25 protein-coding genes are annotated in these 24,509 nt (G+C 52.4%); 9 read left to right on the top strand and 16 right to left on the bottom strand.

Going from position 1 to position 24,509, the window contains the following annotated elements:
• The first annotated feature begins 8 nt into the window (after window positions 1-8).
• The 6 genes from H924_RS02020 to menE all read left to right on the top strand — a co-directional run bounded on the left by H924_RS02020 (window position 9) and on the right by menE (window position 4,976).
• Window positions 9-968, top strand: a complete 960-nt coding sequence (locus tag H924_RS02020; RefSeq protein WP_015650300.1) for a 1,4-dihydroxy-2-naphthoyl-CoA synthase — start codon at window positions 9-11, stop codon at window positions 966-968.
• Window positions 969-1,295: 327 nt separating this feature from the next.
• Window positions 1,296-2,543: an inorganic phosphate transporter gene (locus H924_RS02015; RefSeq protein WP_035108052.1), complete on the top strand. Its 1,248-nt coding sequence runs from the start codon at window positions 1,296-1,298 to the stop codon at window positions 2,541-2,543.
• A complete protein-coding gene (locus H924_RS02010; RefSeq protein ID WP_015650298.1) occupies window positions 2,543-2,827 on the top strand; it encodes a hypothetical protein in 285 nt (94 codons plus the stop codon). Before H924_RS02015 ends, H924_RS02010 begins: the two co-directional genes overlap by 1 nt.
• Before the next feature lie 115 nt (window positions 2,828-2,942).
• Complete coding sequence (locus H924_RS02005; protein ID WP_015650297.1) at window positions 2,943-3,260, top strand: DUF3349 domain-containing protein; 318 nt, start codon at window positions 2,943-2,945, stop codon at window positions 3,258-3,260.
• 86 nt (window positions 3,261-3,346) lie between these two features.
• Window positions 3,347-3,754: a DoxX family protein gene (locus H924_RS02000; protein WP_015650296.1), complete on the top strand. Its 408-nt coding sequence runs from the start codon at window positions 3,347-3,349 to the stop codon at window positions 3,752-3,754.
• A gap of 91 nt (window positions 3,755-3,845) precedes the next feature.
• Window positions 3,846-4,976, top strand: coding sequence for an o-succinylbenzoate--CoA ligase (gene menE, locus H924_RS01995; protein WP_015650295.1), 1,131 nt, complete (start codon window positions 3,846-3,848; stop codon window positions 4,974-4,976).
• Here the strand turns inward: menE and H924_RS01990 are convergent.
• Entirely contained in the window at window positions 4,973-5,839 is an 867-nt protein-coding gene (locus H924_RS01990) for a hypothetical protein (protein WP_015650294.1), read from the bottom strand. The genes menE and H924_RS01990 overlap by 4 nt on opposite strands.
• Before the next feature lie 195 nt (window positions 5,840-6,034).
• Between H924_RS01990 and H924_RS01985 the strand changes: the two genes are divergently transcribed.
• Window positions 6,035-6,946, top strand: a complete 912-nt coding sequence (locus H924_RS01985; RefSeq protein ID WP_015650293.1) for a 1,4-dihydroxy-2-naphthoate polyprenyltransferase — start codon at window positions 6,035-6,037, stop codon at window positions 6,944-6,946.
• Between the two features lie 3 nt (window positions 6,947-6,949).
• Here H924_RS01985 and H924_RS01980 read toward each other — a convergent pair whose 3' ends face one another.
• Window positions 6,950-7,270: a DUF4229 domain-containing protein gene (locus tag H924_RS01980; protein ID WP_015650292.1), complete on the bottom strand. Its 321-nt coding sequence runs from the start codon at window positions 7,268-7,270 to the stop codon at window positions 6,950-6,952.
• Window positions 7,271-7,360: 90 nt separating this feature from the next.
• Between H924_RS01980 and H924_RS01975 the strand changes: the two genes are divergently transcribed.
• Together H924_RS01975 and H924_RS01970 are read left to right on the top strand one after the other, a co-directional pair.
• Window positions 7,361-7,693: a hypothetical protein gene (locus H924_RS01975; protein ID WP_015650291.1), complete on the top strand. Its 333-nt coding sequence runs from the start codon at window positions 7,361-7,363 to the stop codon at window positions 7,691-7,693.
• A gap of 100 nt (window positions 7,694-7,793) precedes the next feature.
• The gene (locus H924_RS01970; protein WP_015650290.1) at window positions 7,794-8,174 is read left to right on the top strand and encodes an ArsR/SmtB family transcription factor; all 381 of its coding nucleotides are present in this window, start codon (window positions 7,794-7,796) and stop codon (window positions 8,172-8,174) included.
• Window positions 8,175-8,234: 60 nt separating this feature from the next.
• Here the strand turns inward: H924_RS01970 and ccsB are convergent, their stop codons facing one another.
• From ccsB to H924_RS01900, 14 genes are all read right to left on the bottom strand, one after another.
• A complete protein-coding gene (ccsB, locus tag H924_RS01965; RefSeq protein ID WP_015650289.1) occupies window positions 8,235-9,239 on the bottom strand; it encodes a c-type cytochrome biogenesis protein CcsB in 1,005 nt (334 codons plus the stop codon).
• Window positions 9,240-9,356: 117 nt separating this feature from the next.
• Window positions 9,357-10,982, bottom strand: coding sequence for a cytochrome c biogenesis protein ResB (locus H924_RS01960; RefSeq protein WP_015650288.1), 1,626 nt, complete (start codon window positions 10,980-10,982; stop codon window positions 9,357-9,359).
• A gap of 54 nt (window positions 10,983-11,036) precedes the next feature.
• A complete protein-coding gene (locus H924_RS01955; RefSeq protein ID WP_015650287.1) occupies window positions 11,037-11,843 on the bottom strand; it encodes a cytochrome c biogenesis CcdA family protein in 807 nt (268 codons plus the stop codon).
• Window positions 11,844-12,467, bottom strand: coding sequence for a TlpA family protein disulfide reductase (locus H924_RS01950; RefSeq protein WP_015650286.1), 624 nt, complete (start codon window positions 12,465-12,467; stop codon window positions 11,844-11,846).
• Between the two features lie 6 nt (window positions 12,468-12,473).
• Window positions 12,474-13,082 (bottom strand): histidine phosphatase family protein, encoded by a 609-nt coding sequence (locus tag H924_RS01945; protein ID WP_015650285.1) that lies wholly within the window; start codon window positions 13,080-13,082, stop codon window positions 12,474-12,476.
• A 12-nt stretch (window positions 13,083-13,094) separates the two neighbouring features.
• Window positions 13,095-14,426 (bottom strand): glutamate-1-semialdehyde 2,1-aminomutase, encoded by a 1,332-nt coding sequence (gene hemL / locus H924_RS01940; RefSeq protein ID WP_029703863.1) that lies wholly within the window; start codon window positions 14,424-14,426, stop codon window positions 13,095-13,097.
• Window positions 14,427-14,544: 118 nt separating this feature from the next.
• Entirely contained in the window at window positions 14,545-15,906 is a 1,362-nt protein-coding gene (locus tag H924_RS01935; protein WP_015650283.1) for a protoporphyrinogen oxidase, read from the bottom strand.
• A gap of 114 nt (window positions 15,907-16,020) precedes the next feature.
• On the bottom strand, window positions 16,021-17,097 hold the full coding sequence (hemE, locus tag H924_RS01930) for a uroporphyrinogen decarboxylase (protein ID WP_015650282.1): 1,077 nt from the start codon (window positions 17,095-17,097) through the stop codon (window positions 16,021-16,023).
• A gap of 149 nt (window positions 17,098-17,246) precedes the next feature.
• Complete coding sequence (locus tag H924_RS01925) at window positions 17,247-19,883, bottom strand: heavy metal translocating P-type ATPase (protein WP_015650281.1); 2,637 nt, start codon at window positions 19,881-19,883, stop codon at window positions 17,247-17,249.
• Window positions 19,884-19,954: 71 nt separating this feature from the next.
• Complete coding sequence (locus H924_RS01920; protein WP_029703861.1) at window positions 19,955-20,467, bottom strand: hypothetical protein; 513 nt, start codon at window positions 20,465-20,467, stop codon at window positions 19,955-19,957.
• 27 nt (window positions 20,468-20,494) lie between these two features.
• Window positions 20,495-21,091 (bottom strand): hypothetical protein, encoded by a 597-nt coding sequence (locus tag H924_RS01915; protein ID WP_015650279.1) that lies wholly within the window; start codon window positions 21,089-21,091, stop codon window positions 20,495-20,497.
• A 40-nt stretch (window positions 21,092-21,131) separates the two neighbouring features.
• Window positions 21,132-22,145 (bottom strand): porphobilinogen synthase, encoded by a 1,014-nt coding sequence (gene hemB, locus H924_RS01910; RefSeq protein ID WP_015650278.1) that lies wholly within the window; start codon window positions 22,143-22,145, stop codon window positions 21,132-21,134.
• 81 nt (window positions 22,146-22,226) lie between these two features.
• Window positions 22,227-22,652, bottom strand: a complete 426-nt coding sequence (locus tag H924_RS01905; protein ID WP_015650277.1) for a DUF3806 domain-containing protein — start codon at window positions 22,650-22,652, stop codon at window positions 22,227-22,229.
• A gap of 27 nt (window positions 22,653-22,679) precedes the next feature.
• On the bottom strand, window positions 22,680-24,464 hold the full coding sequence (locus H924_RS01900; protein WP_015650276.1) for a bifunctional uroporphyrinogen-III C-methyltransferase/uroporphyrinogen-III synthase: 1,785 nt from the start codon (window positions 24,462-24,464) through the stop codon (window positions 22,680-22,682).
• Window positions 24,465-24,509: the final 45 nt, after the last annotated feature.

Below are 24,509 nucleotides of genomic sequence, written 5' to 3'. Positions count from 1 at the left end.
TAGAAACCATGAGTAATTACAGCACTGAGAATCCTTTTGATCCCACCCAGTGGGCAACTGTTCCAGGTTTTGAAAACTTAACCGATATCACCTACCACCGCCATGTTGGCACCTCTCGGGCTGAGGGCATCGTAAGAATTGCCTTTGATCGCCCGGAGGTCCGCAATGCATTCCGCCCTCACACCGTTGATGAGCTTTATCAAGCGCTCGACCATGCGCGTCGCACTCCAGATGTGGGAACCATCTTGCTCACCGGCAATGGACCCAGCCAAAAGGATGGTGGCTGGGCCTTTTGTTCCGGCGGCGACCAGCGCATTCGCGGACGTTCTGGCTACCAATACGCCACTGAGCATGACCACGACGATGTCCATGCCGATGCTTCCACTGTTGATGCTGCCAGAGCCAAGGTAGAAGGTGGACGTTTGCACATTTTGGAGGTGCAGCGTCTGATTCGCACCATGCCCAAGGTTGTTATTGCCGTAGTTAATGGCTGGGCCGCTGGTGGCGGACACTCCTTGCATGTGGTGTGTGACCTCACCATTGCGTCCCGTCAAGAGGCTCGTTTTAAGCAGACTGATGCCGATGTCGGCTCCTTTGATGCTGGTTATGGATCTGCTTATTTGGCCAAAATGGTGGGTCAAAAGTATGCCCGCGAGATTTTCTTCCTCGGCCGTACCTATGATGCCGAGCGTATGCAGCAAATGGGTGCTGTGAATGTGGTGGCCGATCATGGCGAGTTGGAAAATGAAGCAATTCAGATGGCTAAGGAGATTAACTCCAAGTCCCCCACTGCGCAGCGCATGCTCAAATTTGCCTTTAACCTCACCGATGATGGGCTGATGGGTCAGCAGGTTTTTGCAGGTGAAGCTACTCGTTTGGCTTATATGACCGATGAGGCTGTGGAGGGTAAAGAATCCTTCTTGGAAAAGCGTGATCCAGATTGGAGTGACTTCCCCTATTACTACTAAAGATAGGGCCGTCTAGCGCAGCGGGGTTGCGTCGAAAAGCAGCTTTTTAAATTAGGTAGCACCTTTCTGAATAAATTAACCCAATGTTCATCTGGTTGGTTCTAAAATTTAAAGTATGTAGTTTTCATAGCTTTTCGACGCAATTTTGGGGCTTCGCCCTCTAAAAGTGCACGACTCTCATTGGCTCATACCAATTATTTAACTTGGTTTAGTACACATTAAACCCCTTATTTGGGGTTAATATATTCCCAAAGCTGGGGATACACCCACCAAATGTCCCAAAATCGATGCTTGGATTTCTGCATTATTCAGGCATACTTCTGGTTTGTGACCGAGCTGATTATTCTTCTAATTGTTATCGCAACGGCGCTAGCCTTCGATTTCACCAATGGCTTCCATGACACCGGAAACGCAATGGCAACCTCAATTGCCACCGGTGCCCTACGCCCCAAGATTGCCGTGGCACTGTCTGCGACTTTGAACCTGGTTGGCGCTTTCCTTTCCGTGGAAGTTGCTGCCACTGTTGCCAAAGGCATCGTTGATCTCGACCGCTTTGACCTCAGTAATGCGTGGGATTCCCACCAGCTGCTGCTTGTTGTCTTTGCAGGCCTTATCGGCGCCATCGTGTGGAATCTACTGACCTGGTTGCTGGGCATTCCTTCCAGCTCTTCCCACGCACTTTTTGGCGGCCTCATCGGCGCAGCCATTGCTTCCATGGGCTTTGGTGGCGTGCTGTGGGAAGGTGTTATGGCCAAGATGATCTTGCCCGCCCTGGCCGCTCCCATCGTTGCAGGCTTGGTAGCCGCAATTGGCACCTTCGCGGTTTATAGCTTGACCAAGTCCGTTGGCGACAATGAAAAGAATCGCTACTTCCGCTGGGGTCAGATCGGCTCTGCATCCCTCGTCTCCCTGGCACACGGCACCAACGATGCCCAGAAGACCATGGGCATTATCTTCCTTTCCCTGGTTGCAACTGGCCACATCGGCGCAGATGCCACCATCCCATTCTGGGTAAAGGCTTCCTGCGCACTGGCAATCGCCGTTGGTACCTACATGGGTGGCTGGCGCGTTATCCGCACTCTGGGCAAGGGCTTGGTTGAGATTGATTCCCCACAGGGTATGGCTGCTGAGGCATCTTCTGCAGCAATCATCTTGACCTCCTCACACTTCGGCATGGCACTGTCCACCACCCACGTGGCAACCGGTTCCATCATGGGCACCGGCATCGGCCGCAAGGGTTCCTCCGTGCGCTGGTCCGTAGCTGGCCGCATGGCATTGGCCTGGATCATCACCCTGCCAGCCTCTGCAATTGTAGGCATCTTCTGCTGGTGGGTTGCCCACGCCATCGGATCCTTCACCACCGATCTGGTCGGCGTGCTTGTAGCCTTTGCTATTTTGCTCGGTCTTTCTGGCTATATTTTCGCCCGTTCCCGCAAGGCCCCAATTGATCCCAACAACGTTAACGCTGACTGGGATGAAGAATCCAATAGCGTTGCACCTGCAGCCTCTACTGCTCCTGCTGCGCCTTCCACTCCTGCAACCGCGGCCCAGATTGAAGAAGAGGTCTCCAAATAATGAACTTTGCAACTCTCTTTGGCAGCCTCGTTGATGTCACCCTGGTTGGCATTCTGCTTGGCGCCGGCCTGCCAACACTTTTTGCACTCGGCGTACGTTTTGCCCACGCCCCAGTTGCTGCCGATGGCGCCACCACCGGTTCTGCGAGTGCGTTGGGCAAGATCGCAGCAACCATTTGTTTTGGCATTATCATCATCGCAATCGTGGTGGGCATTTTATGGGTCACCAAATCCACTATTTATGAGTACATGGGATTCGATATCTTCGGCACTGAAGTCGAGTAAATTTTCCTGCAAACACTTTCCCCACTTTTTAAAAAACCAGCTCGGTTTTTTAAAAAGTGGGGTTTGTTTTTGTCATTTGGCTCCCCTTTTCACTTAGGCTCTTTAAACTTAAAACATGAGCAACCAAGAGCACCCCACCATCGCCCACCGAGTGCTGAGCTGGCTTCGCCAAGGTTATCCAGCGGGAGTTCCACGCAATGACACCTTTGCTCTTTTTTACGTCCTAGAGCGCGAGCTTAATGAGGCAGATCTGGACGAACTGGCAAATCTACTTATTGCCGAAGGTGCAGAGAATGGCCTACACCCAAAGCCAGTCACTCGGGAAAAGATTGCCAAACTTATTACCCATGTTCATAACCAACCTCCGGAAGATGCAGATATTGAACGCATTCAAGAAAAGCTAAAGGCCGAGGGTTTTCTCACCCAGAGTTAGTTAATTTCACATTTTCGCGGTGTGAGGCAAGGCCTAGCAGAAGCAATAGTTGACACCGCAACTTTTTTACTTTAGGTTTAGTTTCCATGTCAACCATTAAAGAAGTTGCTTTTGTCCTTGCCCGTATCCTTCTCGGTATCATCCTGATCGCTCACGGCTGGGATAAATTCGCTATCACCGGTCTTGAAGGTATCTCCGGATACTTCGCCTCCCTTGGTATCCCTGCAGCTGGCTTCGCCGCTGTAGTAGCAGCCCTCGTTGAGATCATCGGCGGCATCCTCATCATCGCCGGTGCCTTCACCCGCATTGCTGCCGCAGTTGTCTTCGTCGACATGCTGCTCGCAGCCCTCCTTGCACACATTGCCAATGGCGTATTTGTCATGAACAACGGCTGGGAGCTCACCGGTGCTATCGGCGCTGGCGCACTACTTCTCGTTGCCGCTGGCGCAGGCGCATGGAGCGTCGACGCAGCACTTGCAAAGAACAAGGCTTAAACTTCAAACAAAAGCACATAAGCACCGTGGTGGATTTTTCCACCGCGGTGCTTTTTATTTTGCCTGTAGTTAAAGCACTAGACTTTCAACCATGAATAACCGCATTCTCGAGCCTCTTCCAGTTGATCTGCGCAACCCCACCGCAATTTTGGATGACTTAGAGGATGCCATCTCCGGACGGCGCACCCTGCTCCCCATCCCGGTTCAAGATAAAGAACGAGCGCAGCTTTTGCGCAGCTCCCAACGCGCCGGCCAGCCCATCGATTCAGCCATCGCTTTGGTTATGGCTACGTCTGGTTCCACTGGCACGCCCAAAGGTGCTCAACTTAGTCCGCTTAACCTCGTTTCCTCTGCGGATGCCACCCACCAATTCCTCGGTGGCCCAGGCCAATGGCTGCTGGCGATGCCCGCCCACCACATCGCTGGCATGCAGGTGCTCATCCGTGCACTGATCGCTGGCGTTGATCCACTGGCCATCGATCTCAGCCGCGGCTTCAACATCTCCGAGTTCGCCTCCGCCGCCACCGAGCTCAAAACCACCGGCGATCGCATCTACACTTCCCTTACTCCGATGCAGCTGCTCAAGGCCATGGATTCGCTCCAAGGAATAGAAGCTTTAGCGCTTTTCGACGGCATACTCGTCGGCGGGGCCGCCCTTTCCAGGCAGGCCCGGGAGGCTGCCAGCAAACTAGGGCTCAAGGTGGTCACCACCTATGGATCCTCTGAAACCTCAGGCGGGTGCGTTTATGATGGCAAACCGATTCCCGGCGCGCAGGTACGCATTCGTGAAGGTCGCATCGAGCTTGGTGGACCTATGATTGCGCAAGGTTATCGCAATAGCCCCGCGCATGAGGATTTTGCAGAATCCGGTTGGTTTAAAACTTCCGATGCCGGCGAGTTTGTTGATTCCACTTTGGTGGTCAAAGGTCGCATTGATGCAGTGATTGATTCCGGTGGTCTTAAACTCCATCCTGAGGTGCTCGAACGCGCAATCTCAGATATTGCAGGTGTTAGCTCAGCCTGTGTGGTGGGTATCCCTGATCCCCGTCTTGGTCAAGCGATTGTGGCTGCTTATGCGGGTTCAATTTCGCCTTCTCAAGTTATTGAGGGTCTTGATTCTCTCCCCCGCTGGCAATTGCCTAAGCAACTTAAACATCTCCCCCAGATGCCTACTATTGGTCCCGGCAAGGTTGATCGTAAAGCTATCGCAGCGCTGTTTTAATCCTCGCGCTTGCTAATAGCAACAAGTTTTGCCACGTCATCTGCCGTATATACCTTGGCGATTTGCTCATCATTGCCACCCATCAAAGTGTTGCCCACCACCAGCGATCCCACTTGGGTGGTGGGAACTACGGCAAAGTGCCGTGGCTGCGCATAAACTTGACGGATCGGGTGTCCAGAACGCAGCGCCATAACATGCAGCCACACATCATCGGCACGTTTACAGCTTTCCAAAAACACATCACCCTGAGCGACCACATAATCAATAAAAGTCTCTGGATAAAGTACTCCAGACACTCCTGTGGCAAAGTGCAAAAATGATGCTTCCGAGGTATCTGCAGCGGTCCACTTGATGTAAGGCAGCATCTTTTCGTCGCGAAGCTCAATTCTGTGCGCCCGGTAGGCAACTACCGCGTCATTGCGGAGGTCGCCGATAAACAGCAAACGTTGCAGGAACCACTCCGGGTAAATCATGTCATCATCAACGGTGGCCACGCGCACACCGGTGCCTTTGACCAGGCGGAATTGATTCCAATATTTGGTATGTGGCCCATAAAAGCCATCACTACAGCGCACCTGGAGGCCACGATCCACCAATCTTTTGAGGGTGGCGGGCCATTCACTTTCAAAATCCTGCTTATCCAGCCACAACACAATGGGCGCTTTATGATAACCGCGCGCGATGGATTCGATCGTGAAATGCACCTGGTTTATGCGTTTGCCGTGGGTGGTAAGAGAAATAACCACTGGTCCCTGCTGTGGGATTTTCCCTTTAGCAAATTTATTACGCAAGGAAAGGGGCAGCATACGCAGCAGGGTGAGGAAGATACTGGCAATTTGTCGAACCGCATAACCAATCCACATAAACTTCTGCGACTCCTCCTCGTGCGTTTCCTAATTTAAGACCTCCTCACACAATAGCCGGAAGTGGCTTGGACGCCCTGTTTCAGCGCCTGCGCCGGGCTGCGGTTTTGGTCACCTTCGCTGGCTGGTACTAATTTTTTCACCACTGCCACGATATTTTTCACCGCTGAGCAACAATGAGGGAAGATAGAAGGTATGTCTCAATCTGCTCCCCAGAAATCCACAGCAACCGCCTCCGATTGGTTCCAAGGCGCCCGCCCGCATACCTGGGCTAATGCCTTTGCACCTGTTATCGCAGGTTCGGGCGCAGCCGCCTTCCACGATGGTTTTGTGTGGTGGAAAGCGCTGCTCGCATTGGTAGTTGCCTGGGCTTTAATCATCGGCGTCAACTATGCCAATGATTATTCCGACGGTATCCGGGGTACTGATGAGGACCGCACCGGCCCGCTGCGACTTACCGGTTCTGGGCTTGCAAAACCTCAGCAGGTAAAAAATGCTGCGTTTATTTCCTTTGGTGTTGCCGGAGTAGCTGGTACTGCGTTGAGTTTGACCAGTGCTTGGTGGCTCATTTTAATCGGCGTGCTCTGCGTTTTGGGGGCCTGGTTTTATACCGGTGGCAAAAACCCCTATGGCTACCGCGGATTTGGCGAGATCGCCGTCTTCATCTTCTTTGGTTTGGTCGCCGTTTTGGGAACGCAATTCACCCAAGCTGGCTTTGTTAGCTGGATCGGACTAGCAGCTGCCGTCGGTGTGGGATCCATGTCGGCCGGTGTGAACCTGGCCAATAATATTCGCGATATCCCCACCGATGCTGAAGCTGGAAAAATCACCCTCGCAGTGCGCTTGGGAGATGCTGGAGCCCGCAAGCTATTTGTCGCACTGGTCTCCATGCCCTTTATCATGTCGCTACTAATGGCTGTAGCTGCTTGGCCAGTGCTTATTGCCTGGGTTGCACTGCCTTTGGCATTACGCGCAGCTAAACCAATCCTGAATAAGGCAACCGGCAAGGACCTTATTCCAGTTATTGGTGCAACCGGGCGCGCTATGGCAATTTGGGCAGTGTTAAGTGGTGTCGCACTGGCTGTTTCTCAAGCCTTAAATCTGTAGTTTTTAGCGGTCTGCAAGCTCATCACGAACCCACTTCTTATGGGCTTTGCGTTGGGCATCCCAGGTTGCTACTGCTTGAGTGGCATTAACGCGCAATTTATTAAAAACCAGCATGGACAGTGGGAATGCCACAATCAAAGCCAGCAGCGCAGACATCACCAACGGCACTGGTGCACTAATAAGCAGCGCCAGACCATGAATAACAGCTGTTAGGACAATAAAAAGTCCCAGTCTTGCAAGACCATAGATGAGGACATTTTTACGTGCGGCAGCCCGTACCTGAGGGTTTAGCTCCGGGGGGTGTTGGGAATTCGACTCACTCACCCCTTCAACCCTACTCAATCGTCATCTTTATTAAACAATGCGCGCACTTTCCGTAAGGTAAGAACAGAGGATAAATAGAGGAGAAAGACAATGGGTAGACTCTTGCTACTTATTTTGATCATCGCAGCCGTAGTACTTTTGTGGATGGCTTTTAAACCATCCACCTGGAAGAGCCGAGCCGGAAAAAATAATGCTGCCCAGGCGCCTCGACAGGTCAAAGGCCCCGACGATGATGAGGACTTCTTGTGGACGATTGAAAAGAAGCGCTTTAAACAGCGTCGTGCGGAGGAAGCGGCTCAGAAGGAAGAGGAAGAACGCCTCAAACGAGCCCGTGAGCGTTACGCCACTCCAGAAAAACCAGTTGAGCCCCAGAAACCTGAGGATGATCAGGATAAGGATAAGCCAGCAGACCCCACTGCTTAAAAGATTTTTCCCAACCACTCGCTTTTTAAAGCGGGTGGTTTTTTAGCGCAATCTTCCCCAATATGTTCACTTAGGCTTGCCAAACCTATATATTGGAGAAATGACCTCTGCCACTTCATTTCCGACGGCCGCTTCTCCACTTCCCCACCCGGAAGTAGGTTTTGATGCTGTGCCTCATGAAGTTGCAGAAATAGCAGCAGAAGCCAGTAAGTTTTATAAGGCACTCGGAGATTGCACCCGTTTAGAGATTCTTTACCTCATAGCCACTTCCACCCATTCCAAGGTCAGCGCCAATCTTTTGGCCAATACGCTTAACATCTCTGCCCCTACAGTGACACACCATATGAAAAAGCTGCTGGCAGCTAATTTGGTCACTCGCAAACAATGCGGGAAATGGGCGTATTTCAGCATTCATAGCGAAAACGCACATTTGGTTTCGCAGATTTTTGAAACTTCAGACGCTGCAACGACTGTGGAATAGAAAATAGCAAAGAGCCGGTACTTGTTTTATACAAGTACCGGCTCTTTGCTGATTTAATGCTTAGTTCAAGCCAGCATAAGAGTGCAGGCCGGACACAACCATGTTGATAAAGAAGAGGTTAAAAATCATAGTTGCCAGGGCCAGGATGTTAATCCAAGCAGCCTTGGTATCGCGCCAACCAGCGGTTGCACGAGCATGCAGGTAACCGGCGTAAAGAATCCAGGTAATAAAGGCAACAGTTTCCTTTGGATCCCAGCCCCAGAAACGGCCCCATGCAGCTTCAGCCCAAATCGCACCCAAGATAACACCCAGACCGAAGATTGGCACGGTCCAGATAGCAGACTTATAAGCCAGGTTATCCAAGGCCTTGGCAGATGGTAGCGGTTTAGCTACAGCACCGAAGAAGCCCTTTTCATTGCCCTTTGGCTGCCACATACGCAAGAGGTAAAGCAGTGAAGCAATACCGGAGACAATGCCAATGGAAGCGCCGACAGAAACAGTGGAAACGTGGATTGGGAACCAGAAAGACTGCAGGGCTGGCACAACAGGTGCGGAGTCTGCATAAAGTTCGGTACCACCATAAAAGAGCAGTGCCAGCATTGGAGTGATAACCCAAGGCCACATAACGCGGAATTGTGGACGCTGCAGCACGAAGGTAGCTGCCAACATGGCGAAGAGGGTCACCATGAGGATGTATTCATAAAGATTGCCGAAGGGGAAACGGCTGGCAGAAAGCGCACGCATCACCACAGAGGCGAGATGAACCAGCACACCAAGCCACATGAGTGACTGGGTCATATTGGCTAATCTGCGGGCGGATTCTTCACGTGCTGCGAGAGTCTCTTCGTCGATAAGCGTGGAGGCACTCTCGGTTGGGTCAGCGGAATCGCTGACTCCGCCGGCATTAACTAGCTCGCGCTGACGTACTGCCTCGCGGTGAGCATCGATGATGCTCTGTTGTTTGACGTAATAAACAAGCGACAGGATTAGCGCCAGTGCATAGATGATAAAAGCCGAAGCAAACGCGGTATCGGAGAATTGCGCATACGTTTGGTTGACGGGCAACATGGATTCATCCACCCTTATTCTTTTGCGAATTATTTGGATTGTGTGTCACCCTACCCGCTTTGAATTTAAGAAACTAATGTCAAAACGGATCTGGTGGGCTAGCTCACTGGGATTTTAGGAATCCCGGTCATTGTCGACGAAGTACTCTTCGTCTTCATCTTCTTCTTCCAACCCCAGCAGCTGGCGGTGGAACTTCTCATACTCTCCACCCCAACCAGCGCGGTCAGTTCGGGCAATACCACCGGTTTCTACGCGAGTGGTGCCATCTTCTTGTGGGTACAGGCGCACCCAGATACGACGACGACGTACAACCAGGGAGCCAACCAGGGAGACCAGCGCGGTCACCACGGTAACCAGCACCCAGTTTTGAGATGGGTCATGGCTGACCTGGTAGTTGGCAAATTCAGAAGCGCCATCGAAGGAAACAGTGGTGCCATCGTCGAGAGTGACGGTATCACCAACCTGCAGGTTTACGCGCTCAATCTTTTGCAAAACACCGCTGTGCATCAGGGAAGAATCCAGGCTAAATAGCGACTGCCCAATACCGGTATCCAGGCCGTTGTCACCGCGGTAAATATCAATAGCTACGGCAGGATCCGTCATCGCTGGATAAGAAGAGGTAAGCAATTCATTATTGTCGCCCTCCCATTGCGCGGTAGGAGCAAAAAGACCCTGAATAGCCAGCTGGTTTTGGCGGCGTTCATAAAGATCCGGGTACATGCCGGCGGGAGGATCAAAACGCATCACACCAGATGACAGGAAGAAGGTTGGATCATCGGGGCGCCACTGCACAGTTTGAGTACGGGTCTCACCATTTGGCCAGGTCACAGTAAAAGTTGGCGCAAAGCCGTGGCCTTGCAAGTAAACACGATCGCCTGCAACGCGCAGCGGGTGGTTCACACGCAGCTCATAATCTTCCCAGGTCTCTGGATCATTTTGGATGTCATCGCCCACTGCATAAGAAATATTAGAGCGGAACATCTCAGCCTGACCATTAGACAAATAATCAGCCGAGAAATCATGAGCTTCAAAACAAAAAGTATTCAAACCAGTGCCATCAAAATTTGCACCCGCACGGAAAGAGTCATAGTTGGCGGTTGCCGTATTACAGAAGGTGGAATTTTGCTCACCATCGGTAACCACGATTACCTGGCCCTCATAATAAAAAAGTCGGCCCAGACCTGCGGAAAGAATCACGCCCACAATTCCCAAGTGGAATACCAGGTTGAAAAACTCGCGAATATATCCTTTTTCCGCCGCAATTGAAGCCACACCAGCGCGGTCCTCGGCAGCAGAATACTCGGTAATCTTCCAGCCTTTGAGAAGTTTCAGCGCGTCTTTTTTAACTTCCTCAGCGGGCTTATCGACGACCCCCTCACCGTGGTGGTTAAGGCGAGTCAGGTTGCGCGGCGCCCGCACCACGGGTGCGCGCATGGCTTTGTAGTGATCCCAGCTTCGTGGCAAGATACAGCCGACCAAGGAGATGAGAAGCAGCATATAAATAGCGGTAAACCACGACGAAGAGAATACGTCGAAGAGCTGCAATTTATCGTAAATCTCGGCGAGCTTGCCATTATTGGCCAAGTACTCGGTGACATTTGATTCATTTAGCGAACGCTGCGGTAGCAAAGCTCCCGGAATTGCCGCGATCGCCAAAAGAAACAGCAACGCCAGTGCGGTGCGCATACTGGTGAGCCAGTGCCACGCCTTTTTTGCGTAAACCTTGACTATTTTTAGCATTGTTGTGCTGCTTCGCTTCCTAGGTTGAAAAGATGGGGAAAACTGGGGTGCTGCTTAAATCAGCGTGGCACCATATTCGACAGTCCACTGGCGAACCCAGTTGATAAAAATTGCCCAAGAACCGGACAACAAAGCCACGCCGACCAAAATCAGCAGGACACCACCAATAATCTGAATGGTGCGAGAATGCTTGCGCAGCCAATTAACACCGGTCAGTGCTTTGGAAGAGCCCAGTGCAATAAGCAAAAATGGCAGTCCCAAACCCAGGCAATAACCAATAATCAGCACCACACCACGCACTGCAGTCATACCTTCAGTACCCGCCGAAACCGAAATAATCGCAGCAAGAGTTGGCCCTAAACAAGGAGTCCAGCCCAGTGCAAACACTCCGCCGAGCAGTGGTGCGCCCAACCAAGTAGTCCAGCGTTTTGGTGCCATGCGGGTATCTCGTTGCAGCCCTGGGATAAATCCCATAAACACAATGCCCATGATGATGGTGACTACACCACCCACGCGCATCAAAGTTTCCGCATTCAGGGTCAATGCGCTAATCGCACCAAAAACGGTAGCCGTGGCCAGGACAAATACCACCGTAAAGCCCAAAATGAACAACAATGCAGCGCCGCCTACCGCGAGCCGCTTATTCTTCACCTTGGTGCCGTCAGCGGTATATTCCACTTCCCCACCAACAACGCCTGCCAAATAGGAAATATATCCCGGTACCAATGGCACCACGCAGGGGCTGGCAAAAGAAACAAGACCAGCCAGTGCTGCTGCCAAAATGCCTAAGAACAGTGGCCCGGTGGTGGCGATATCGGCAAATTGTTGGCCAATACCTTGGGCCACAATTAGTTCAGACATTTAGGCCTCATCCAACAAAGGCAGAGCAACGTCAAGGACATCTTGGGAAGTAACTTCCCGCAAAAAGACTGCTGCGGGGCGGTGATGCTTATCCAACACGATGGTAGTTGGAATAACAGAGGCTGGTACGCCACCCAGCTGAGCTGCAGTCATAAAAGGTGGATCATAAATGCTGGGGTAGCTAATACCGTTGTCAGTGACAAAGTCTTGGGCAATATCGCGAGAATAATCACGGACATTAATACCCAACACGGTGCCACCAGGAGTTTCACCATCGCCGGCAGCTTGGAGTTCTTCATGGATGGTTTGGAGGTCATCAGATTCTGAACGACAAGGCGCACACCACTGGCCCCAGGCATTAAGAATCACAACTTGGCCCTCAAAATCAGCGAGGTTGATTTCTTGGGTTTCATCCATGAGGGATTCACCACTGATATCAGCCAAGTTTTCACGCTCTGCTTCATCATAAAAAATCTCAGTTTGGCCACCTGGGGAGTGGAATTGGAAGGTTCCACCGACGGCAACCGCATCGGTGCCAGCGGTGGAGTCTTCTCCGCAAGCAACCAGCGTCACTGAGCCGAGAGTTACCACTGCTAGTATCGCTGCAAACTTAGCTAAACGCACGATTGATCAAATCTCCTGTGCTGGTTCGTTGTAGTGGACATCAACAATTTGGTCATTCTGGAAAACCAAGGAGGTTACCGATGCCAAATCACACTGACGAGCAGCAGGGTTATGCCATAGCTGCTTGCCACGGGCATACCTTTGTACGCAAACAATAGGCAGCTGGTGGCTAACCAAGATGGCCTCGTGACCTTCGGCTGCAACGCGAGCACGCTCCACTGCTGCTATCATGCGCTCGAGTATGTCCTCATAGTGCTCACCCCAGCTGGGCAAACTAGGGTTGCGCATCAAAGGCCAGCGCACCGGATTCCATAATTGGGAACGCAATCCTTTAGTGCGCAGACCTTCAAAGCGGTTTCCTGCCTCGAGGAGATCATCATCGGTGATGACGTCCAAGCCGGTAATCGCGGCAAAAGGTTGGGAAGTCTCCTGCACACGCTGCAATGGAGATGCAGCGAGATAGGTGACGTCATGCCCCTTGAAGGAGGCGGCGGTGGCAGCTGCTTGGCTGCGTCCACGGGCGGAAAGTCGGTAGCCGGGCATGCGGCCGTAGAGAATCTTTTCCGGGTTGTGTACCTCGCCGTGTCGGACGAGGTGGACAATCGTTGAGCTCATGATGCCTTCGGGTCAGTTTGGGGTGGCTGCAGCAGCTGCGCGGGCAGCGGGCACAAGTGCGTTTTCAATCTTCTGGAAATCATCGTCCGTTAGCGCCGAAGAAACAAACCAGGTTTCAAAAACACTTGGTGGGCCATAAACGCCATGATCAAGAAGTGCATGGAAGAAAGGTGCAAAGCGGAAAGTATCCGCAGCTTTCATATCACTGAAGTTGTGGCCTTCGCCTTCTGCAAAACGGATGGAAAGCATATTGGAGGCACGCTGAATATGGTGCGCTACACCTTCGCGGGTAAGCGCAGCTGAAATCAGGCTGTCCAGGCGATCGGCGTTAGCGTTGATTGTGTTGTAGAGGTTTTCGTCGGCAAGCCTCAAAGAAGCCCGACCAGCTGCAACCGCAACTGGGTTACCGGACAGGGTACCTGCCTGGTAAACCGGGCCCTGTGGGGCCAGCATGTTCATGATCTCAGCCTTGCCGCCAAACGCTGCGGCAGGCAAACCGCCGGACACAACCTTGCCGAAGGTCACGAGGTCAGCGGTGACCTTATCGACGCCAAACCAACCGCGATAAGAGGTACGGAAACCGGTCATGACCTCATCCAGGATGAGCAGCGCACCATCGGCATGTGCGATGGCGAGCAACTTGTCATTAAATCCATTTAGAGGGGCAACGGTGCCCATATTGCCACCTGCAGCCTCTGCAATAATGCAGGCAATCTGGCCGGGGTACTGAGCAAATGCATTACGGACCGCTTCAATATCGTTATAAGGAACCACGATGGTATCTGAGGTCTGCGCACCGGTGATGCCAGGAGAATCAGGTAGTGCGAAAGTTGCCACGCCGGAACCTGCAGAAGCCAAAAGAGCGTCTACGTGGCCGTGGTAGCAGCCCTCAAACTTCAAAATCTTGGAACGGCGGGTATATCCACGAGCTAAACGAACTGCAGACATGGTGGCCTCGGTGCCGGAGTTAACCAAGCGGACCTCTTCAACCGAGGTGCGCTTTACGATGTTCTGGGCAAGCTCAACTTCACCAATGGTAGGAGCGCCGAAAGATAGGCCATTAACCACTGCTTTTTGAACAGCTTCTACAACCTCAGGGTGGGCATGGCCCATTAGCATTGGACCCCAAGAGCAGACGAGGTCCACATATTCATTTCCATCCACGTCAATAAGGGTGGAGCCATGTGCCTTTTCAATAAAACGAGCCTGGCCCCCGACAGAACCAAAAGCCCTAACTGGGGAATTCACACCTCCCGGAGTCAACTTTTGAGCTTGTTCAAACCAGTGCGCTGAGCGGGCAATATTGGCGGAAGTACCCTTAAAGGATGAAGTCATATCAGTCATTGTATTGATTGAAGCTGTGAATCCAATCCAGGGCATTGACAGACTTGCCCTAAAATTAGTTTCCCCACCCCACATAGTGTCCTTTTGGGCTGTGGGATGGGGCTAGTTCTTTAGGGTTTTAGCTGTTGGTGGGAAGCTGCAGAAGTCGCTGCACAGCAGCACGCGCATCTGCAATAACTGCAGGCACTCCCACTCCCCCAGCCCACGCGCCGATGGCCTCTAGCCCTGGAATCACAGCAATTTCGGCGCGCGCAGCAGCCACGGTTTGAATGTGGTCAACACCATAGGCAGGTAATCCACCAAACCAGCGCTGCACATAAATTTCTGACAATCCTGCAGCACGGCCATCAAAACCAGTAATGGTCTGGAGATCATCAAGTGCTGCATCCACAAGAGCATCTTCATCCATTCGGGCGGTCTTTTCATCCCCGAGACGGCCAAAGGAAGCTCTAATTAGTGCGCCGCCACGCTCAGCGATATGTGGCCACTTCTTCGAGGAGAAGGTGAAGGCCTTGGCAGTAATTCCAGGCTCACCCACGGCCACCAACACGCCCGAGTTTTCTGGCAGGCCGGTGGCATCATCAAAGTGCATGCCCACCACTGCAGAGGAAGCCAACTTAATGGCCTTAAGGTGATTTCCTGCAGCTGGGGTGAGATCACGAAGCAAAACGGCTGCAGTTGGTGCTGGCACCGCCAAAATCACGCGATCATAAATGCCTTCGCCACCGCCCTTGATGGCAAATCCGGCACCGGACTTGGTAATTGCAGAGACAAAGCAATCTAAGTGAATATCGGCGCCGCATTGTTCTGCCAAAGCCTCATAAAGCTCGGCGTATCCACCTTTGAAGGTTTGGAATACTGGGCGAGTTTCCGCAGTCTTTTTAGTTGCAGCGCGCTGGGCTTCTACAGCTTTAACTGCAGCGCTTAGCGTAACTGGCTGGCCAGCCTCCGCCAGTTGATCCAAGGCAGCAGCCAACGCCGGAACGCTAGCACGTAGGCCCAGATCATCGGCAGTGGATGAATAAACGCCACCCAACAAGGAGGAGACAACGCTATCGACGATTTCATCGCCGTATTGCTGACGCACCAAAGCACCAACTGAAATATCAGACCCCGGGGTCCATTCAAAAGGTGCATCTGCTGCTCCTGCCGGTGGGGTGGCGGGGATACCCATTACGCCCCCGGCAGGAAACTCCTGCAAGGTGCCACCTGCAAAAAACTGGGATTTCGCACCTGATGGCGCCACCAGAGAATCACCCAGGCCAAGCTCTTGGAAGAACTCCAGGGCGTCAGAGCGCGCTGCTAAGAAAGCTTCTGCACCAATATCGGTGGGGCCTGAGGAAAAAGGCACAGTGAACAATTTGCCACCGATACGCTCCCCTGCCTCAAGGACATCAATATGGGCTGCTGGATCAGCCTTGTGGATTTCATAGGCTGCAGTTAAACCTGCAAGTCCTGCTCCGATGATGGCAAAACGCATAAAACTTCCTTAAATCAGCGAGGTACTTTAGCGGTACTTGGGGCGAAAAATCACCTTATTAACACTGCGCATCTAGTGACAGGAACACTCCGCCTGACGCTAGATCCACTTTCTTTAGGCGTGAATGATTGAAATCGCCTCTGTAATATCTTCTGCCACGGTGTTTGGCAGTACGCCATGTCCCAGGTTGAAGATATGGCCGGTGGCATTTCCAGCGGCAATGGCTGTGGCAGCCTCCGCCTTAATACGGGCAACCTCCCGGGTTAGTGGGTCGGTACCTGCAAACAACAATGCAGGGTCCAGGTTACCCTGCAATACCTTTGGTCCGGAGACTGCAGCAATGCGCTCTGCTGCTTTGTCCAAAGGCACGCGCCAATCCACACCCATGACCTCAGAACCTGCACGGCTCATCGCGCCGAGGATTTCGCCGGTGCCCACTCCAAAGTGGATTCGGGGGATTGCGTACTGCTCAATTTCCTGGAGAATCTCGGTGGAATAAGGCAATACAAATTCGGTGTAATCACGTTCGGTGAGGAAGCCTGCCCAAGAATCAAAGAGCTGCATGGCATCAATGCCAGCGTCAATTTGGACTTTGAGGAAGTTAACGATGGTTGGAACCAAACGCTGCATGAGTGCGTGCCAGGTTTCTGGATCGCCATGCATCATTGCTTTGGTCTTCTCGTGGTTTTTGGAAGGTCCGCCCTCAACCAGGTAGCTGGCCAGGGTGAATGGTGCACCTGCAAAACCGATGAGAGCTTGCTGTTCATTTAGTTCTTTCAAGATAATGCCAATTCCCGCAGCAACCTCAGGAACATCGACATCCAAAATTGGCAGGTTTGAAACATCCTCGCGGGTGCGGATAGGAGCGTCGAGAACTGGGCCACGACCGGGCACAATTTCTACGGCTACGCCTGCAGCGCGTAGTGGAACCACAATGTCAGAGAACAAAATTGCAGCGTCTACATCGTGGCGACGCACTGGCTGCAAGGTGATTTCAGCCAAAAGTTCCGGCATGAAACAAGAGTCCAACATGCCGATTCCCTCGCGGACTTTTTTATATTCCGGAAGGGAGCGCCCGGCCTGGCGCATAAACCACACTGGGGTGCGGGTGGGGGTTTTGCCGTTGATGGCATCTAATAAAGGTGCATTGTGCAAAACTCGGCGTGTGGCCGAAACGGAGTGAGAAGACATGGGCTTAATCTTGCCCCATTGAAGGAAATTTGGGAAAGAAGCCACACCTAATTAAGGAGATTTTCATCAATAAAAGGGTGGATATCGGGGGCTGAGATTGTGCACTACGCCCGCCCTAAAGTCCACGCATTGTGCGGTGGCAGGTTTTATTAGTAGCGGCGAGCGCGCCCAGAGCGCCACTCAATAAGGAGCGAGGAGGTCAGCATGAACACCGTTGCCGCCATCGGGTGCAAGACACCCGAAATGGCCATCAACATGGCCACTGCGTTATAACCCCAGGCCAGGGACAGGTTTCCATTGACCAATTTTGCGTATCGACGCGCCAAGGTGAAAAGATGCGGTACCGAGGAAACTTCCTCGCGCAGCAACACCACGTCCGCTGCTGGATCATCGGAATCATCGCGCAGCTCCCGTGGGTTATCCACGCCCATCAAAATTCCGACGTCGGCAACTCTGAGACAGTCCAAGACGGAACCATCGCCAATCATCGCAACGGTTGATCCACGGGTGTGCACAGCGCGCACCGCCTGTGGCTTTTTACCCGGCGCGATGCCTGCCAACACATGGGTGATGCCCAAACTGTCAGCGTAACGGCGTGCCACCGGATAAGTGTCGCGCGAGAGCATCATGGTTTCAATGCCTTGTTCTTCAATATCGATAATGGCATCGGCTGCATCGGGACGCACATGGTCATTGAGAGTGATGACTCCGCGGTCTTTACCCTTCCATCGCACAATCAGTGGTGCACCGCCAGAGATTGCCGCTGCGGTTAGACGAGGGCTCAGGGTTGCTCGCACCTCGGTCATAGAACGCGGGCGCCACAACATCGCTTCCACTGAACGCATCTTCAGCTGACCGGAAGAGTTAGCCATGGGGATCTCAATATTGCCGAGGAAGCTTCCTTCTTCGGTGATTTCTACATTTCCCACTTCAATCCAGTGCGGAATGTTCTCGCCACCGGCACCGGCATCACGGGCTTCGCGGGCGGCCTTCACCAGTGCCTGGGACACAGCGTGCGGAGATTCCATAGCCAGTGCGCCGGCGACGCGCAACACTAATTCGGCATCTTCACCCTTGTCAGCAGTGACGGTTTCCACCATCATCTGACCATCAGTCAGGGTGCCCACGCGGTTAAAAACGGCAGTGTCCACGTCATCAAGAACGCGGAAAATTTCACCGCTGCGCACCAGCATGCCGCCGCGAGCTGCGGCTTCAATAATATTTTTGGTTGCCAGCGGGGCCGACAGCGCCAGCGCTACCGGAGCAACACAGGCCAGGACCGCGAGAGTGGTGGTAAAAGCTGCATAAATATTTCCAGAAATCAGCGCCCACAGGGCAAAGTCCACCACCGCGATAGTAAAGGCAACAGGAACCAGGGTTCCTGCAGATCTTATCGACGCACGATTGTGGCGGTTTTCTCGCATTGTGGATTCTTTGACCCAGCGGTGCACAGCGGCAATTTTGGTGCGGTGTCCGGTGCGCATCACACGGATTTTCAGTTCTGCTTCCAGGTTGAGGCTGGCCGCGGTAACTTTGTCATTTACCTTGACCTCGCGAGCATCCTCACCCATGATGATGCTGGCAGCGATCTTGGATTTTCCACCAATTACCATTCCATCAACCGGAATCATCGTATTTGCCGGAATGATGACGTCATCACTTACGCGTACTTCCTGCACTGGAATTTGCAGCTCTTCCACAACACGGCTCATACGGTGTTTGCGAACCACGGTGACAATACGTTGGGGATCAACTTGTAGCCGGTCAAGCTCTGCCAACAAACTGGTTCGGCTGGTGCGACGAGTAAGCAAACGCCCCGCCAAGAGCAAGACTGTCATTCCACAGGCTACGTCAAAATAAATCTCATTTTGGGTGAGAGTGCCATAGTTAAAAGCAAACCACGCAGGATAGGAGCGCCATCCAGGTTCACCTGGGGTTTGGAATAACAACATGGCGATCGACCACAAATAGGCAGCAATAATCGCCACTGAGCTGGTCGCATCTAGCGCAGAAATACCACGTCGAATACCTCCAGCTGCAGCTCGGTGGAAGGGCCAAGCACCCCAAGTCACCACCGGCAGTGCCAGAACAGCAACCAACCACTGCCAATAATCAAATTGCAGCGAAGTTTTAAAAGACAACACCAGCACTATCAACGTCAAAGGCAAACATACCCATAAACGTAAAGGCGTAATTAGCGCACGGGCGGTAAAAAGCACATCACCCGTCATATTGAGGTCGCCGGCTTCGGTGCTCTTATGTTTGCGTTTAATCCAGCCACTTTCGCGGGCTTTTAACGCTGCCAGCAGTTCTTCACGGTTATGCCTGCGTACACGTGGACTAATGCGATTGGATTCCATCCGGGAACGAAATCTCTCAACGCGTGCCTCACGGCCGGCTTCTGCGCTTAAGCGTTGGTGACGGCGCAAAAGTGAAGAGTTTGAAAGCTGCGCTTTGATACCAAAAGTGGCAAAGACACTAATGATTGTCTCTGGATCGAGCCGATCGGTGGCAGTAATCCAGGCAGTTGCAGTGGGGTAAATAATTCTTGTTGAGACACCGGGAATTTCTTCCAATGCCTTTTCCACAGCTACCAGTGACGGTGCCCCTTCAAGACCTTCTAGTTCAAAGCCCATCGAGACTTTAGACCCAAGATCTAATAAGGCTTCGTCTTCATCCTCAGCTTTTGTCCGCATGCCGATGCCAGCCTTAAGGGCGGCTGATTTAGCGTCGTTGATGGCGGAATCAACTGCGTTTTCCACCTCTTGGTGCTCCGGGGTGCTCACAATCAACTTTCTTGGGTGAGAGAGGGACAAAAGCGATTAGCTTAATGACACCACAGTATAAGCAGCAAACCCTATTTTCTTTGGTTCATTACTCGCGCCATATGGTTTCGATCGATGTGATCGCTAATGGAAGGCCTAAAAAGTAACAGCGCTTCCAAAGCCAAGAGCACAGCGATAATTCCCAAAGCAAAGCCACCTGCACGGGTGGCAAAAGATAGCAGATCAACAAGAACCACCAGCATCATTAATGCCAAGAGCACGCGGCGTGGGGTCTTACCTCCACGGGGCAGCTGCGACGTCAGGGCTGCGATCACCACACCCGCAAAAGCGTTAATTCCACCAATGAACTTCTGGTTGTTTACCACCGCTTCTTTGTAGCTCTCATCCATGTCCGCGGGGCCCGTGTAGCCGGCAGTATACAAAATGAGGCCAGTGAGGATCATAAAAGCTGCAGTTGCTAAGAGCATCCAGAACACGGCTTTGAGCAACTTTGGCATGGTGCCGTCTGCCGCTGAAGGTTCGTGGACTGGTCGGCGATTAATATCGTCGCCGCCCGTGGCGGGTGAAGGGAACATACTCGGCATGGGAAGCTCCGTCGAAAAGCGTGGTTTTTAAGGTTTTGGGGAATCGTTTAGCCATTTGATGGACTCATCGCTGCGCGAGAGTGCATAGGCTATGCCGGCGCTGACGCCGATGAGGATTTGGATGCAGCCGTCAACGGCATAAAGTGCGATGGGGATGTCCATGGCACCCGGGGATGCGAAGAAAAGCATGAGGGTACGCAGCATAAAGAAGAAGCTGAAGATAGTCAGCAACATAAATGCCGTGGGTGTGCGTTTGGTGTGTTTTTTAACTACCACCACCATCCACGCCAGAATCGCGATGACAATGAGGTTAATCAAGCCCATCACCAAGGTGGCGGCAAGGACAGTGGCATCAACCATGGACTCCGACAAACCTTCTGCGGTGGCTTGTTCAGCAGCCACTGCGCGCAAGGCTGCGGGATCCATAAACGTCATGACCACATTGAAGATCTGGTGGATTAGCTCCAGACCGATCATCACCGCCCACACCTTGAACAACAATTGGAGTGTTTCGCCCTTGGTGCCACCATCACCTTTATGAGCAGGCTGAGTGCGCTGCTCTTTATCCTCTACCGGGCTGGGGGTGGAGGATTTTTTGGGAGTGAGGTTGGGAAGAATACTCATAGGAGTCCTAGTTTAGTTGACGTGTTTCTAAACTCCGGTGTTAGCGCAGTTTGCGGGCTGCTTCAGTAGCGAAGTAGGTAAGAATCTGGTTGGCACCAGCGCGCTTAATGGAGATCAAGGATTCCATCATGACAGCCTCGGTATCAATCCATCCATTAAGTCCCGCTGCCTGAATCATGGCATATTCGCCAGACACCTGATACGCAGCAACTGGGACCGGAGAAGCTTCTGCAACGCGGGTAAGCACGTCCAAATATGGCAATGCAGGCTTGACCATGACAAAGTCTGCACCCTCTGCGATATCAAGCTCAACTTCGAGGAGTGACTCGCGCAGGTTGGCAGGATCCTGCTGGTAGGTACGACGATCGCCTTCGAGGGAGGAACCCACGGCCTCGCGGAAGGGACCAAAGAAGGAAGAAGCATACTTTGCGGAATAAGCCATAATGGCGACATCTTCAAAGCCCTCAGCATCAAGTGCGCCACGAATAGCCGCAATCTGGCCATCCATCATTCCGGAAGGGCTAATAATGTGAGCTCCAGCCTTAGCCTGGGCAACGGCCATCTGCTGGTAAAGAGGCAGGGTGGCGTCATTATCAACCACAGCGTTGCCATAACGATCCAAGCTCACCACACCGCAATGGCCATGATCGGTGAATTCATCCAAGCAGGTATCAGCCATGACCATGAGGTCATCGCCAAATTCCTCACGCAGCGCGGTTAATCCGACATTCAAAATGCCGTCTTCCGCCCAGGCCTGAGAACCGGTGGCATCCTTATCTGCATCCACTGGCACACCAAAGAGATCCACGCAGCGCACACCCGCATCCAGCGCCTCATGTGCAGCTTTGAGCAGGGAATCCTTGGTGTGGTTAAAAACTCCAGGCATGGAGGTAATTTCGCGTGGCTCGGTGATGCCGTCAGCGATAAACATCGGCAGGATGAGGTCGGCCGGACGCAAAGAAGTTTCTGCTACTAATTCCCGCATTGCAGGGTTACTGCGCAAACGGCGTGGGCGGCGAATAAGGTGCTGGGAGTAATCATTAAATTCACTCATGGTTGATCCTTCTTTCACGTTCATTTTTAGGTCTTATCCCATCATAGAGACTGGGGTGGACACGCTTTGCTCAAAACGGGGCTAGCGGGCTGCTAAACGTGCTTTTGAGGTAGCAATAAATTGATTGCAAAAGCCCTCTAGCTGTCCTTTTTCATAATCAGGAGAAAATCTTTTGCCCACCACCACAATTGGGCAGGAATAAACATAAGAGCCATCCTGAGCTTCGGAAATAATAGCCAAGTCAGTGCCATATTCATCAGTGATTACGGCCCACTCCATGCCAATTTCCTGGCGCAGAAACTCCCCCACCACAACTCCAAACATTTGTTGGAGATCCGTGACATCTAAATCTGGTTGCTGCGCCGCTGATTCTTTATATTGCGCAACTGTGGTTTCAAAATCTTCATAGATCTGAGGGGCTGCAAGCGTAAATCCAGCCTCCCGCGCGGTGCGCAGGAGGCTGTCTTTCCATGCATTTGTTTCTGCGTCGAGTTGCTGGATGTCCATGGACAACACCCTACTCAAAAACTTCTTTTAAGAAGCTTTACGACGCCGGCGCTTCTTACGTGCAGGTGGAAGCTGATCAATAGCTCGCAAATGAGCCACATGCTCGGCAAGTGCATCGATAAGATCTGGAACCTCTGCGACCTCTGGAATTACATCTACGCGCAGGCCCAATTCTTCAGCTGTAGCTGCAGTCATCGGCCCAATGCAGGCAATAATGGTGCGCTGATGTGGCTTTCCAGCAATTCCGACTAGGTTTTTCACCGTTGAAGAAGAGGTAAAAGCCACGGCATCAAAGCCACCGGTTTTGATCATGTCGCGGATTTCCGCACTTGGAGGCGCAGCGCGGACGGTGCGGTAAGCAACCACATCCTCCACTTCCCAGCCGAGTTCGCTCAGACCATCAACCAAGACGTCGGTGGCAATGTCAGCGCGAGGCAACAAAACCCGACCTACGGGGTCAAGCTCTTCAACATACTCAGGGAAGACCTCAACCAGGCCCTTTGCGTTTTGACGAGTCCGTGGTGGCAAAAGCTCAGGAGTAATACCCAAGGCACGGATCTCCGCAGCGGTTTTTTCACCAACTGCAGCAATACGCACACCGGCGAAAGATCGTGAATCGAGACCAAATTCTGAAATCTTTTCCCACACTGCTTTAACAGCATTAACGCTGGTAAGCACTACCCACTGATAGCGACCCTCAACGATTCCCTTTACTGCGCGTTCCATTTGTGCAGGGTTACGAGGTGGCTCGACAGAAATGGTGGGCACTTCCATTGGAATTGCACCATGGCTGCTCAGGCGCTCGCTCATAGACGCGGCCTGGTTCTTGGCACGCGGGACTAGAACTCGCCAACCATAAAGGGCACGGTTTTCCCACCAGGAATACTTAGCGCGATCATCCACGCCTTTTCCAAGGGTGACAACCAAAGGTCCAGTTAATTCACCATCAAGCTTGGCCAAGCCCGCCAGAGTGGTGTCATAGGTGCGCTGCAAACGGGTTGTACCGTGCGCAGTGACAGAAACTGGCGTATCTGTTGGCATATTGCGGGACTTAAGCTCATCAGCAATGCGCCCCAAATCTTGCTCACGGGCCTGCAAAACCAAAGGCTGCGGAGCGCTGACCAGCTGATCCCAGTCAATGTCAACGCCATTAACATCGGTTTCGGTATAAGTAGAGCCCAATGCAATGCCCGCAAAAGCAGGAACCGTAGCCGGAAGTGACATTCCTGGAACAACCTGGAATTCAAATCCTGCTGCAGAAACAGCGGAGATTTCCGCCAAAACAGAATCACTGCTTAAAGGATTACCGGTAACAAGGCGAATGACATCTCCACCGTGCGACATTGCCTCTTTAACTAGAGAGACAATCTCGGCTGGATTGGATTCCGTGACCTCAACAATTTCAGCGGCAGTTGGAGGTGCTGGACGTGCTGGTTTACGGCGGGCACCAGCTTCTTTGGCAGCAATGCACATAGCTTCATAGGCATCTTCTGCTTCCTGAAGTTTATCCTCAGGAACTGGGATTTCCGTGGCTACAAAAGCACGCACTCCCTCAAGTACTTGTTCATCAGTAATTGCTCGGACTGTGTTTCCAAGTACTTCGCGCGCACGAACCGTCAGCAGATCTGGATTACCCGGCCCTGCTCCAACAAAAATGACCTTGCCTGGAAGTAACTCTTCCGCTTGTTCATCATGCGACGCAACAGGACGCAATTTTCCTGTTACGGGCGTTTCAACCCCGGAGGTCTCGGAAACCTGGCTGGTTTCGATCCCGCTGGTATCAGCCATCTCGGCCTTTTGGGCGATAGTCATCAATATCTTTTCTAGTTCTTGTCTCGAAAGCGACCAACATGCATC

Origin of the sequence: Corynebacterium callunae DSM 20147 (genome assembly GCF_000344785.1) — a bacterium.
Lineage (GTDB): Bacteria > Actinomycetota > Actinomycetes > Mycobacteriales > Mycobacteriaceae > Corynebacterium > Corynebacterium callunae.
Note: the sequence above shows the minus strand (reverse complement) of the source record. Positions and strands in the feature narration are given on the sequence as shown.